This is a genomic window from Nicoliella spurrieriana (genome assembly GCF_023380205.1).
Classification (GTDB): Bacteria; Bacillota; Bacilli; order Lactobacillales; family Lactobacillaceae; genus Nicoliella; species Nicoliella spurrieriana.
In genome coordinates, this window is sequence record NZ_CP093361.1 from 934,767 (window position 1) to 947,502 (window position 12,736).

12 protein-coding genes are annotated in these 12,736 nt (G+C 43.9%); 11 read left to right on the forward strand and 1 reads right to left on the reverse strand.

The genetic code is table 11. From position 1 onward, the window contains the following. Positions 1–54: 54 nt before the first annotated feature. From MOO44_RS05130 to MOO44_RS05145, 4 genes are all read left to right on the forward strand, one after another. Positions 55–465, forward strand: a complete 411-nt coding sequence (locus MOO44_RS05130; protein ID WP_260116112.1) for a bis(5'-nucleosyl)-tetraphosphatase — start codon at positions 55–57, stop codon at positions 463–465. Between the two features lie 13 nt (positions 466–478). Further along, positions 479–1,060, forward strand: coding sequence for a guanylate kinase (locus MOO44_RS05135; protein WP_260116113.1), 582 nt, complete (start codon positions 479–481; stop codon positions 1,058–1,060). Positions 1,061–1,148: 88 nt separating this feature from the next. Continuing rightward, complete coding sequence (locus MOO44_RS05140) at positions 1,149–1,616, forward strand: hypothetical protein (RefSeq protein WP_260116114.1); 468 nt, start codon at positions 1,149–1,151, stop codon at positions 1,614–1,616. 14 nt (positions 1,617–1,630) lie between these two features. Beyond that, entirely contained in the window at positions 1,631–2,464 is an 834-nt protein-coding gene (locus tag MOO44_RS05145) for a DUF6681 family protein (protein WP_260116115.1), read from the forward strand. A 37-nt stretch (positions 2,465–2,501) separates the two neighbouring features. Here the strand turns inward: MOO44_RS05145 and hflX are convergent, their stop codons facing one another. Further along, on the reverse strand, positions 2,502–3,773 hold the full coding sequence (gene hflX, locus MOO44_RS05150) for a GTPase HflX (RefSeq protein WP_260116116.1): 1,272 nt from the start codon (positions 3,771–3,773) through the stop codon (positions 2,502–2,504). A gap of 165 nt (positions 3,774–3,938) precedes the next feature. On the opposite strand from hflX, the gene MOO44_RS05155 reads away from it, so the two are divergent. The 7 genes from MOO44_RS05155 (at position 3,939) to MOO44_RS05185 (ending at position 12,655) form a co-directional block, all read left to right on the forward strand. Beyond that, positions 3,939–5,009 (forward strand): M24 family metallopeptidase, encoded by a 1,071-nt coding sequence (locus MOO44_RS05155; protein WP_260116117.1) that lies wholly within the window; start codon positions 3,939–3,941, stop codon positions 5,007–5,009. A gap of 21 nt (positions 5,010–5,030) precedes the next feature. Next, the gene (locus MOO44_RS05160) at positions 5,031–6,668 is read left to right on the forward strand and encodes a peptide ABC transporter substrate-binding protein (RefSeq protein ID WP_260116118.1); all 1,638 of its coding nucleotides are present in this window, start codon (positions 5,031–5,033) and stop codon (positions 6,666–6,668) included. 233 nt (positions 6,669–6,901) lie between these two features. Then, positions 6,902–8,542, forward strand: coding sequence for a peptide ABC transporter substrate-binding protein (locus MOO44_RS05165; protein ID WP_260116119.1), 1,641 nt, complete (start codon positions 6,902–6,904; stop codon positions 8,540–8,542). 97 nt (positions 8,543–8,639) lie between these two features. Next, the gene (gene opp3b, locus MOO44_RS05170) at positions 8,640–9,569 is read left to right on the forward strand and encodes an oligopeptide ABC transporter permease (protein WP_260116120.1); all 930 of its coding nucleotides are present in this window, start codon (positions 8,640–8,642) and stop codon (positions 9,567–9,569) included. 3 nt (positions 9,570–9,572) lie between these two features. Further along, entirely contained in the window at positions 9,573–10,604 is a 1,032-nt protein-coding gene (locus tag MOO44_RS05175; RefSeq protein ID WP_260116121.1) for an ABC transporter permease, read from the forward strand. Positions 10,605–10,617: 13 nt separating this feature from the next. Continuing rightward, positions 10,618–11,691, forward strand: a complete 1,074-nt coding sequence (locus MOO44_RS05180; protein WP_260116122.1) for an ABC transporter ATP-binding protein — start codon at positions 10,618–10,620, stop codon at positions 11,689–11,691. A 4-nt stretch (positions 11,692–11,695) separates the two neighbouring features. Then, the gene (locus MOO44_RS05185) at positions 11,696–12,655 is read left to right on the forward strand and encodes an ABC transporter ATP-binding protein (protein WP_260116123.1); all 960 of its coding nucleotides are present in this window, start codon (positions 11,696–11,698) and stop codon (positions 12,653–12,655) included. The last annotated feature ends 81 nt before the right edge of the window (positions 12,656–12,736 follow it).

Here is a 12,736-nt window from a genome sequence, read left to right on the forward strand (position 1 = left end):
AATAAAATTATGGAACGAAATACCAAAAATAACAATTGAAAGGGTCGATAATTTATGAAAACTGAACTAGATGGTGGCGCAATCGTATACCGAATGGTAGCAGGCACTCCTGAATACCTCCTATTAAAAAGTGCGACTAGTGACTTTTGGGGCTTTCCAAAGGGGCATCTAGAGGGATCAGAAAGCTATGAAGATGCTGCCATTCGTGAGACAAAGGAAGAAACTAACTTAGCAATCAAATTGGATTTGAATTTTGACCATAATTTGGATTACGATATGAATAATGGACACCACAAGACCGTTAAGTTCTTCGCTGCAAGGGTTCCTGAAGATGCAATCGTCACTAGACAGGTTGCTGAAATTAGTAACTACGGTTGGTTTGATTTCGAACGGGCTCGCAAACAATTAACGTTTGATAATTTAAAAGCGCTATTGGATGCTGCTAACCAATATCTAACTAATTAATGGGTGGATGGCTATGAAAAAAATGGTGCTAGTAATTACGGGAGCCGCAGGAAGTGGCAAAACAACGATTTGTAAATATATTTGTGCAAAATACCACCTCCCAAAGGTGGTTACCCACACGACCAGGGCACCACGGCAGGGTGAACACGATGGAATTGATTACTACTTCGAAAGTGATGCTAGTTTTGCCCAGAAGCACTTCTTAGAATCAGTTCATTATTCGGGTGCTCAGTACGGCTCTTCGATCGAGGGATTAGAGGCGGCTTGGCAGACAGCCCCTCTGGCATGCATCGTCTTGGACACCAAGGGAGCGCTAGCCTACCAACGAGCGCTTAGTGACCAGGTCCTTACGATCTATTTAACCGTTGATGTTGGTAAGGATAGTGCCGCTGCCCTGCGGAAACGAATGGAAGCCCGCGGTGATGATCCGGAAAAAATTGCCAAGCGGATGCAAAGTGCTGAAAATAAACGTGATCAACAAATCCCGCAGGAATTGATGGGGCATGCCACCATTATCAAGAACAATGATCTGCCCACTGCCCACCGCGATGTTGATGCCTTTATGGCGACGGTGATTGCTAAGTTGAAAAGTTAATAATCTTTAATGCTTACTTAACAAATCCTTTATAATCATTTGTTAAGCTTAGTGGTATTAATTTGAACCAAGATCGGGATGAATGTGAATGGATAAACGAATTCCGCCAATCATTACACCGTTTGCAATTCTATCAATTGCATTGACGATGAGTGCGGTCAATATCGTAAATAATAAGGTAACCCATACTAACGAGGGGGCTCCCGTGCGGACCACTGATGTTAGTGCTGGGTTTAATAAGACTAGCGCCTCCAGTAAGGCTAGTAGTGACTCTAAGTCTGATCCTAAGGATAAGGACTCCAGTAGCTCTGATGCTAGCAGCAAGGATAGTAGCTCGGATAGCGCTAGTTCTGATAATACTAGTCACCGAAACGACTCCAGTAATGATAACAACAGTCAAAAAACGAGTAGCAGTGAAAGTCACAGTACTGAAAGCTCCCAAGCTAGTTCTAGTAGTGACAAACAGACCGAAGATAGCAGCAGTAGCAGTAGTAATAACGATACTGATAATACGCAATCTTCCAGTAGTAGTACCGACCAAAACAATGATAATTAGGGGGATGAAAATTAATGTTTACGTTTTTAGACGCAGTCAATCAATACCTGGGTTACATTAATTTTAGTCCCAAACTAAAGGGGCGCATCTACACCATTGTCGGTGGGGTGGCAACCGCCTACTTACTATATGCAGGCGTCCGCTTCATTTTAAACGGGGTATTATTACAGGGCGCCCTCTTCTTAGTGGTCGGGTTATTATTACTGTACTTTTTATTCTTAAACGTGGTGTATTTCTTTACCCAACGGAAGGCGCCGTTTGATATCTCACCCAAAATTGAAAAGTTATTTCGAATCAAGCCCCGCCAACCTGAATCGGGCGTTTCGATTAAGCCGGTCATTGATGATATTCAAAATCCACGCAAGATTCCGTTGGATGGCTTTTACGATCCCAAACGCGTATTACCAGCAAAGGTGCTTAGTAGCGATGCTGAATTGAAAAACATTGATATGATTGCGCATGATATGTTAACGAATGCGTTAATGACTGACAATTACGCGGGACTTAGTGAACATGAGTTAACTAACTACCTAGCCCAAAGTCGGAAGCCGGCATATGCAATCTGTGCTGGAGCGATGATTCCCCACTTCAATTTAAAGTTAGAAGCGGGTCAATATGTAGCATACGCTGGAATTAACCAGGCCCACTTACTGCGGGTCGGGGTGGTCCAACGGGTCGGACTGCAATCGGTACAAAGCATCAGTGCCACCCGGATTCATTTATTTGCCGCTGCCGCAATTATGGTCGGGGGAAATTCCAAAATGAATGGCCGGGCCGGGACCGTTGAACAACCACAAGCATACCGGATTCAAATGCGGATTGCATTCAAACAAAATGAAAAGGCTTAATGACCGGAGATCCGGTCACTAAGCCTTTTTTGATGCGCTAATCTTGGATGTAGGTTTCGAACCGCCCAACTTCACTTGCTGGTAGTTCGACGGTCAATTGGGTCCCCGCATCAACATAGGCGGTGTTTAAAACGGTGGCGCGTTCGTTTAACTCTGAAACGACTTGGCCGTCACTAAATGGGACTAATAATTCCTTAGTGACGTAGTTCTTAAAGACGTTTTCCTTAATCAATTCGACCAGGGCGTCAATCGATTTTTCGTCATTGGCGGCCATGATTAAATTCTGGCCCTCACGGAACGGATAGCGGCTATCGGTTAAATCAGCCTTATTCATGATGGTAACCATCGGAATTTCGGGAACACCGATTTCCTCCAATGTCGATTGGGTGGTGTCCATCATTAATTGCCGATCTGAATCAGAAAAATCAACGACCTGGACCAACAAATCGGCACTAGCGGCCTCCGCCAACGTTGAACGAAAGGCACTGACTAGTTGGTGGGGGAGTTTGCTGACGAAGCCGACAGTATCACTGATCAGCAGTTGCTTATGGTCCTTGAATACCAACCGCCGCACGCTAGTGTCAAGGGTTGCGAACAGCATGTTTTTGACCATCACCTGCTTATCCTGATCCCCAAACCGAGCCAATAATTGGTTCATGATTGTGGATTTACCAGCATTGGTATATCCAACTAGGGCAATCGTTGGGATTTGATTGGCATCCCGTTGCTTGCGTTGGGTTTGATCCGATTTTTTAATTTGTTTGAGCTCGTGTTTGATATGCGAAATCCGATTTTGGATGACCCGCCGATTCAATTCGTATTGTGACTCCCCGGCCCCCCGGCTGGTAAAGCCGCCCCCACCGGCACCGGTTTGTTGGTCGAGCCGTTGGCTAGCACTGGTGTGCAACCGGGGGAGTTGGTATTGTAGTTTGGCTAATTCAACTTGTAATCTAGCTTCGTGGGTCCGAGCCCGATTTGCAAAGATTTCTAAAATTAATCCGGTCCGGTCAATGATCTTGGCTTTCGTTCGTTTTTCTAGGTTTCTGATTTGACTAGGGCTGAGTTCGTCGTTAATTATGACCGTTTCCACGCCATCATCGGCCAGGATGGTCGCTAGTTCTTCGACCTTCCCCTTGCCAAAGTAAGTAGCAGCATCCCGATGGTCGGTTTTTTGAACCAGGGATTCAACGACGGTCATCTGATTTGCGGTTGCGAGGTTATTTAATTCGGCCATTGAGTAATCAAAATGGTCGTCTTTAATATTAAGTCCGGCGGTAATGACCGGGGTCAAAGCTTGTTCTTCGTTCATTCAAAGTCTCCTAATTTAAGTAATTATTTCTATTTTAATCCATTTACCGTTAAATTCCTAACCATCCATGCCAGATTAATTTTAAATGTGAAATTGCGGTTGCTTTTAATTGAAAATTAATTTAAGATGGAAAGCAATTGGTTTAGAAGGTGAGGTGAGATACAGATGGACCAACGAATGAAGGCGTTGCGTAAGCAAATGCGATTGCTTGGCGTTAACAGCATGGTCATCACCGATGCATTTAACCTGTTGTACCTAAGCGGGTTTCATGGGTTACCCGGTGATGGGTGTTTTGTGGTTACTGCGCAGCGGGCGGTATTGATTACTGATAGTCGCTATGAGACCGAAATGGTCGCACGGTTGGCGAATGCGCCGATCGAACTGGAAATTACCAGGGACTACTACGCCAGTGCTTACAATGAGCTAGCTACCGAGCCTGGCACGGTCGGCTTTGAGAACTCATTGCAATTTGCTACATATGAAGAATTAAAACAATTATTTGGTGACCGGCTGGTCGCGGTTGATAACGTCGTTGAAAAATTACGGTTCGTTAAGGACCAAAATGAAATTATGACCATCAAGAAAAGTTGTCAACTAGCTGATGAAGCGTATGCTGCGATGCTCCACTATGTCCATGCGGGACTCAAGGAACGCGATGTCGAGCGATTCTTATTTGACTGGTTGACTAGTCATGGTGCTAGCAAACCCAGTTTTGATACGATCGTAGTCAGTGGCTACCGCTCGGCACTGCCCCACGGGACGGCATCCGATAAGGTGATTCGAACTGGTGAGTTGGTAACGGTTGATTTTGGCTTTTACTACCGTGACTACACGTTCGATATGACCAGGACGTTTGCGGTGGGGGAACCGGGCGCTGAACTACGGCGGGTGTATGCCGTGGTGCAAGCAGCTCAATCGAAGATGATCCAAGCCATGCACAGTGGCGCTGATACGACTAGCGTGGATGCCGCAGCTCGTCAATACATTGCCCAGCAGGGGTATGGTGATTACTTTGGGCATGGCAGTGGCCACGGGATTGGCTTAGATATTCATGAACAACCAGTGATGGGTCCGAACCGCCACCACCAACTGCATGCCGGGTACGTGATGACCGCTGAGCCGGGGATTTATTTGCCGGGCAAGGGTGGCGTTAGGATTGAAGATGACGTTTTAATCAAGGGCAGTGGTTTTGAACTGTTGACCCATAGTAACCGCGATTTAATTGTAATTGAATAGAAATTAATTGGAGATGGTGAAATGAAAGTAAGTTCAGTTGTAAAGGTCTCAAGCGTTGCATTAGTGGCAATGTTGGGCCTAGCTGCCTGTGGCAGTAATAATAGTAGTACTACCGGGAATACCAAGACGTTGACGTTCCAAGAATCAGCGAACTTGCCCACCCTTGATCCTTCACTTGCGACCGATAGCGTGAGTGCGCGGACCCTTGATAATAGTAATGAAGGGTTATTGATGATTGGAAGCGACAATAAGGTCGAACCAGGGGTCGCCAAGAGTTATTCCGTTTCGAAGGATGGAAAAACCTATACATTCAATCTGCGGAAATCAAAGTGGAGTAATGGCTCCGATGTAACGGCACAGGACTTTGTTTATGGAATTAGACGAACTGCCAATCCCAAAACGGCGTCACAATATTCATACTTATTGGATCACGTTAAGAACTATACTGCCATTTCAAAGAAGCAATTGCCAGTTTCTTCGCTCGGCGTGAAGGCGGAAGGCAAATATAAGTTAGTCGTAACGCTTGCCAAGCCACAAAGTTACTTTAAATACATTGCAACCATGACGCCATTGTTCCCACAATCACAAAAGGTGGTCGAAAAGGATGGCTCCGCATACGGAACCAAGAGTAGTGAACAGGTTTATAACGGTCCTTACAAGGTAACTGGTTGGAATGGGACTAACGATAGCTGGAAGCTGACTAGAAATAAGGAATACTATAATAACGACAAGACCAAGTTGGATAATATTAAATTCGTGGTGTCAAAGGATGCCGGAACCACTTTGAACCAATACCAAGCTGGGAAGTTCGATGTGGCCACCCTCTCTGGAAAACAACAGGTGAATAGCTTTAAGAACTCACCAGAGCTAAAGAAGTTACCGCAAGCAGCGACCTACTATGTTGAAATGAACCAAAAGAAAGTCCCAGAACTACGGAATGCAAATATTAGGAAGGCATTATCATTAGCGATCGACCGGAAGGCATTGACGAACGATGTTTTAGGGGATGGTTCGTTGCCAGCTAAGGGACTAGTCCCAACCAAGTTAGCTAAGCATAACGGGACTGATTTTGCGGATGCCGCAGAGGATTCCAATGCTACTAGTAATGATGTTTCATATAACTTGGCAGCAGCTAAGAAGTACTGGGCCAAGGGGTTGAAGGAAGTCGGTAAGAAGAGCTTAAGCCTAACCCTACTGGCTGATGATACGCCAAACGGGACCAAGACGACCGAAACATTGCAAAGTGACTTAACGAAGTTACCAGGCCTAAAGATTACGAACCAAAACCTACCGTATAAGACCCGGTTGAACTACTCCGTTAGTGGTAAGTTTGATTTAGTTGTCAGTGCATGGATTGCTGATTATCCTGATCCAGTGACGTTCTTACAACTATTTACGACTAATAACGCCTATAATAATGGGCACTGGAGTAACACAAAGTACGATACGTTAATGGATAACGCTGAGGGTAAGGATGCCAATAACGTTAACAAACGTTGGAACGACATGGTCGACGCTGAGAAAGTCTTGATGAGCAACGATGGAATTATTCCACTTTATCAATCAGTTAGACCGCAAGTCCAAAAGAGTAACGTGAAGGGAATCCAATACTCACCAACTGGAGCTGGATTTAACTTCCGGGAAACCTATATTAAATAATTGAAGTAGTGATGTCAGCAAAAAAATTGCTAACATCACTATTTTATTTGGGAGTGCATGAATACCTTGTTTACAACCTTTTACGCTGATTTTACGGGATGTTAAATGATGCTACATTAAAATAAAATGTGAATAAGTATTGATTTTAGTTAAAAATTAATTTATGATTAAAAGCAATCAAAACATTCAATTCACCGTTGTGGACTACCATGATGGTGTAAGGGGGATTCTGTATGAAGTTAAAGACGTTAGCAAAGGTCGGTAGTGTTACATTAGTTACCGCCCTCGGACTAGCTGCCTGTGGAAGCAGTAACAGCAGCAGCGAATCCGGAAGTACTAAGACATTAACCTGGCAGGAGTCAGCAAACTTGCCAACACTTGATCCATCAAAGGCTACGGATAACGTAAGTATGCGTACCCTTAACAACAGTAATGAAGGACTTTTGATGGTCGGTAACGACAACAAGGTTCAACCAGGGGTTGCTAAGAGCTATTCCGTTTCTAAGGATGGGAAGACTTACACCTTTAATTTACGGAAGTCAAAATGGAGCGATGGCTCAGAATTGACTGCCAAGGACTTCGTCTATGGAATCCAAAGAACCGCTAATCCAAAGACGGCTTCACAATATTCATACTTATTAGATCACGTTAAGAATTATGAAGCAGTTTCTAAGAAACAAATGCCAGTTTCTTCACTGGGTGTCAAGGCGGAGGGTAATTATAAATTGGTAATTACACTTTCCAAGCCACAAAGCTACTTTAAGTACATCGTTGCAATGTCACCTCTATACCCACAATCAGAAAAGGCCGTTAAGAAGTATGGTTCTGCTTACGGGACTAAGAGTGCCGATCAAGTTTATAACGGACCTTACAAGGTGACTGGTTGGACCGGTACTAATGATTCATGGACTTTAACTCGTAATAAGGATTACTACAACAATAGTAAGACGAAGTTGGATAAGGTTAAGTTTACTGTTTCTAAGGATGCAGGAACTACTTTGAACCAATATCAAGCTGGTAAGTTTGATGTTGCAACCCTTTCTGGGAAACAACAAGTAAATAACTTTAAGAATTCCCCACAACTACACGATTTGAAGCAATCATCGATGTGGTATCTAGAAATGAACCAAAAGAGTAACCCAGTGTTGAAGAATGAAAACATCAGAAAAGCAATTTCACTGGCAATTGATCGGAAGGCACTTACTAAGGATGTCTTAGGAGACGGTTCTACTCCTGCTAAGGGATTAGTTCCAACTGGGTTAGCTTCTCATGATGGTAAGGACTTCGCAGATGCAGCTGAAGATAGTAATGAAACTACAAATGATGTATCTTACAACTTGGCTGAAGCTAAGAAGTACTGGGCAAAGGGATTGAAAGAAGTTGGCAAGAAGAGCGTTAGTTTAGGCTTGCTGGCTGATGATACTCCTACTGCCACTAAGAATACCGAAGCAATCCAAAGTGACCTTACTAAGTTACCTGGTTTGAAGATTACGAACCAAAACTTACCATTTAAGACTCGTTTAACTAACTCTCAAAACGGTAAGTTTGACTTAGTACTAAGTGGTTGGAATGGTGATTATCCAGACCCAATTACATTCTTAGATCTATTTACTTCAGACAATGCTTACAACAATGGTCATTGGAAGAATGCTGAATACGACAAGTACGTTAGTGATGCAGAAGGCAAGGATGCTAACAATGCTGGTAAGCGTTGGGATGATCTTGTAAATGCTGAAAAGGTCTTGATGGATAATGCCGGAATCGTTCCACTTTATCAACCAGTATTATCACAGGTTCGGAAAGATAACGTTAAGGGCCTTGAATACTCAACTACTGGTCCTGGATTTAACTTCCGTGACACTTACATCAAATAAAAGTTATAATTAATATTAGCCAAAAGTAATATCATTATAATATTGATATTACTTTTGCTATTTTAAAGCTCAATTATCAGATTGCGAGGGGATTTTAATGGTAAAGTACCTTAGTAAGCGTGTGTTCTACCTGGTGTTAACTCTGTTCATCGTGACGACGGTAACGTTCTTCATGATGAAGTTAATGCCCGGAACACCGCTAACTAACCAAGAAAAGTTATCACCATCTGAAATTCATACGATTTACCAACAATATGGTTTGGATAAGCCAGTGTGGGTACAATACTTGAATTACCTGGGTGGTGCGATTACTGGTAACTTTGGAACATCATTCCAGTTCAGTGATCAACCAGTGTCATATTTAATCTTTAGCCGGATCGGCGCTTCATTACAATTAGGGATTCAAGCCATGGTCATCGGGGTGTTAGCCGGAATCGTGGTGGGTTCCATTGGAGCTATCAAACGGAATACCTGGGTTGATACTACGACTACGATTATTTCAATTCTCGGGGTGTCAGTGCCATCATTCGTGTTAGCCGTGCTGTTACAAAACTGGTTCGGACTCCAACTCCGTTGGTTCCCAATCGCTGAATGGGGTGGCCCTAGTTATACGGTCCTCCCAACCCTAGCGTTGGCTGCGTTACCATTCGCTGAAACGGCCCGGTTCATGCGGACCGAAATGATCGATGTTTTGAGTTCTGACTACATCGAATTAGCAAAGGCCAAGGGGCTCGGGCAAACTGGAATTATCTATCACCATGCACTGCGGAATAGTTTGATTCCAATTATTACCATCATTGGACCATTGGCGGTTAACATCATGACCGGTTCAATGGTTGTTGAAAACATCTTCTCAATCCCAGGAATTGGGGAACAATTCGTTAAGTCGATCTTGACGAATGACTATCCTACCATCATGGGGCTGACGATTATGTATAGTTTCATGCTCTGTGTGGTCCTATTGATTACCGATATTGTTTACGGAATCATTGATCCAAGAATTAGAATTACAGGAAAGAAGGGATAATCGATGGCAGAAAAAGAAAATCATCAATTACCAGCCGATGCGTTTGACCGCTTACCTGATGGTGCGCATCTGGATAGTGAAAAAATCGCTGCGCCATCATTGACCTTCCTGCAGGACTCTTGGCGCCGCTTAAAACAAAATAAGGCGGCCATGATATCATTGGTCATCTTAGTGATTCTATTTATCTTAGCGTTTGGTTCATTAATTTGGTCCCCCGCAAATCCGAATGCGACGAACCCGGGCCACGCGAACCTCCCACCACGGATTCCATTCCTTGAATTTATCCCCGGATTTGACGGGACGTTAGTTCAAAGCGGAAGCCGGGTAAATGCTTATGCCCAAGCCCACGTTGCCAATGGCGTCAACTACTGGCTGGGAACTGACTACCTAGGGCGGGACTTGCTTTCTAGAATTTTATACGGGACACGAATCTCGCTTACGATTGCAATTGTAGCAACGTTCTTTGATTTAACGATCGGGATTGCCTACGGGATGTACTCAGGCCTTAAGGGTGGTGCCGTTGATAACGTAATGCAACGGATTATTGAAATCATGCTCTCAATTCCAAACTTGATCGTAATGGTATTGTTAATCTTGATTTTAAAGCCAGGAATGACTGCCATCATCATCGCAATCGCCTTTACCAGTTGGATTAATATGGCCCGGTTGATTCGGGCCCAGACGTTGGAATTAAAGGACCAAGAATTCGTGTTGGCTGCTAGAACACTGGGCGAAAGTCAGTGGAAGATTGCTACTAAGCACTTGCTGCCAAACCTATCCAGTGTGATCATCATCAACACGATGTTCACGATTCCAAATGCCATCTTCTTCGAAGCATTCCTTTCCTACATCGGGATTGGGATTTCCGCACCCAAGGCTTCATTGGGGACGTTAATCAACAATGGTCAACAAAACTTCCAGTTCTTACCATATCAAATGTGGGGACCAGCAGTTGTTTTGATCATCTTGATGCTCGCCTTCAATATCTTAGGTGATGGAATGCGTGATGCCTTCGATCCAAAATCTAGAAAGTAGGTGCTAATTTACGATGGAAAACCAAAATGATATTCTAGAAGTACGTGATTTAAAAGTAAATTTTGATACTTACGCTGGAGAGGTCAAGGCCATTCGTGACGTTAGCTTCGACTTGAAAAAGGGTGAGACCCTAGCAATCGTTGGGGAGTCTGGTTCCGGTAAAACGGTTACCACCCGTACGATCATGGGGCTCATGGCTAACAATGCTAAGGTTGCTGGCGGAAGTATTAAGTATAAAGACAAAGAACTATTAAAGTTAAGTGAAAAGGAATTGAGTGAATTACGGGGGAACGACATCGCCGAAATTTTCCAAGATCCAATGACTTCACTGGACCCAACCATGAAGATTGGGCGCCAGGTGGCTGAACCATTGATGATTCATCAAGGCCTAGATAAGAAGACCGCAATGGCCAAGGCACTGAAGATGCTTCAATTGGTTGGAATTACTAACGCTGAAGCACGGATTAACGACTTCCCACACCAATTTTCAGGTGGGATGCGGCAACGGATCGTGATTGCGATTGCGTTGGTCAATAATCCTGAAATCATCATTGCCGATGAACCAACGACCGCGTTGGATGTTACGATTCAAGCGAAAATTTTGGATTTAATGAACGAATTGAAGACTAAAATTGATACTTCAATTATTTTCATTACCCATGATTTAGGGGTCGTTGCTGGAATGGCCGATCGAGTGGCCGTAATGTATGCCGGTAAGATCGTTGAATACGGAACCGTTGACGAAATTTTCTACAATCCAAAGCATCCATACACGTGGGGACTGTTGAATTCAATGCCGACCGTTAATACCAAAAAGAATGCGTTACCATCGATTCCAGGGACCCCACCAGATTTATTGGAGCCACCAAAGGGGGATGCATTTGCACCCCGGAATCCATATGTCTTGAAGATCGATACATTGGAACAACCACCGTTCTTTAAGGTTAGTGATACCCACTATGCCGCTACTTGGCTATTGGATAAACGGGCGCCTAAGGTTACCCCGCCAGAGCAAATTGTAGAACGACAAAGGACCTATGCTAAACTAAAGGGTTTGACCCTAGAACAAGTTCAGGGAGGTGAATAGGAACATGGAGAAGAAAAATGCACCGGTGATTTTGAACGTGGAACATCTCAAACAGTATTTTAATATCACCAAGAAGGATGCCGTTAAGGCCGTTGATGATATTAGCTTTCACATTTTTAAGGGTGAAACCTTTGGATTAGTGGGGGAATCTGGTTCCGGTAAGACAACGACCGGCCGGGCGATTATTCGGTTGTACGAACCCACAGCGGGGAAGATCACCTTTGAAGATGAAGATGTTTCTAAGCTGAAGTCTAAGGCTCAGCTACAAAAATTCCGTCGTGATATTCAAATGATTTTCCAAGATCCCTACGCTTCTTTGAATCCACGGATGAAGGTCCGTGATATCATTGCTGAAGGAATCGACATTAACCACCTGGCAAAGGATGAAAATGATCGTAACCAACAGGTCGATGAACTATTACAAACCGTTGGGTTAAGTAAGGAACACGCTACCCGTTATCCCCACGAATTTTCAGGGGGGCAACGGCAACGGATTGGGATTGCCCGGGCGCTTGCGGTTAAGCCGAAGTTCATCATTGCTGATGAACCCATTTCAGCCCTGGACGTTTCAATTCAAGCCCAGGTCGTGAACCTGCTTAAGAAGTTGCAAAATGAACGCGACTTGACCTTCTTGTTCATTGCCCATGATCTCTCAATGGTTAAATACATTAGTGATCGTATCGGGGTAATGCACTATGGTAAAATGCTAGAGATTGCGGATTCCGATGAACTATATGCGCATCCATTGCATGACTATACCCGGAGTTTATTATCATCCGTTCCGTTCCCGGATCCCGAATACGAACGGAATCGGAAGGTCATCGACTATGATGATGCTGAAGAACATGATGGTAAGGAACGTTCGATGGTTGAAATCGCACCTGGCCACTTCGTTAGTGCTTCAGAAGATGAAATTCCTAAGTATCAGCAACGTTTGAACGAAAGTCCATTGTTTGACGATTAACATTAAGCACCGTTTTGATAATTAATTATCAAAGCGGTGCTTTTTTAGTCGATTCGATTAGTCTAATTGGAAAATAAGTTG

Coding starts and splice junctions, on each gene's coding strand:
- MOO44_RS05130 (WP_260116112.1), top strand. CDS start 55: ATGAAAACTGAACTAGATGGTGGCGCAATCGTATACCGAATGGTAGCA.
- MOO44_RS05135 (WP_260116113.1), top strand. CDS start 479: ATGAAAAAAATGGTGCTAGTAATTACGGGAGCCGCAGGAAGTGGCAAA.
- MOO44_RS05140 (WP_260116114.1), top strand. CDS start 1,149: ATGGATAAACGAATTCCGCCAATCATTACACCGTTTGCAATTCTATCA.
- MOO44_RS05145 (WP_260116115.1), top strand. CDS start 1,631: ATGTTTACGTTTTTAGACGCAGTCAATCAATACCTGGGTTACATTAAT.
- hflX (WP_260116116.1), bottom strand. CDS start 3,773: ATGAACGAAGAACAAGCTTTGACCCCGGTCATTACCGCCGGACTTAAT.
- MOO44_RS05155 (WP_260116117.1), top strand. CDS start 3,939: ATGGACCAACGAATGAAGGCGTTGCGTAAGCAAATGCGATTGCTTGGC.
- MOO44_RS05160 (WP_260116118.1), top strand. CDS start 5,031: ATGAAAGTAAGTTCAGTTGTAAAGGTCTCAAGCGTTGCATTAGTGGCA.
- MOO44_RS05165 (WP_260116119.1), top strand. CDS start 6,902: ATGAAGTTAAAGACGTTAGCAAAGGTCGGTAGTGTTACATTAGTTACC.
- opp3b (WP_260116120.1), top strand. CDS start 8,640: ATGGTAAAGTACCTTAGTAAGCGTGTGTTCTACCTGGTGTTAACTCTG.
- MOO44_RS05175 (WP_260116121.1), top strand. CDS start 9,573: ATGGCAGAAAAAGAAAATCATCAATTACCAGCCGATGCGTTTGACCGC.
- MOO44_RS05180 (WP_260116122.1), top strand. CDS start 10,618: ATGGAAAACCAAAATGATATTCTAGAAGTACGTGATTTAAAAGTAAAT.
- MOO44_RS05185 (WP_260116123.1), top strand. CDS start 11,696: ATGGAGAAGAAAAATGCACCGGTGATTTTGAACGTGGAACATCTCAAA.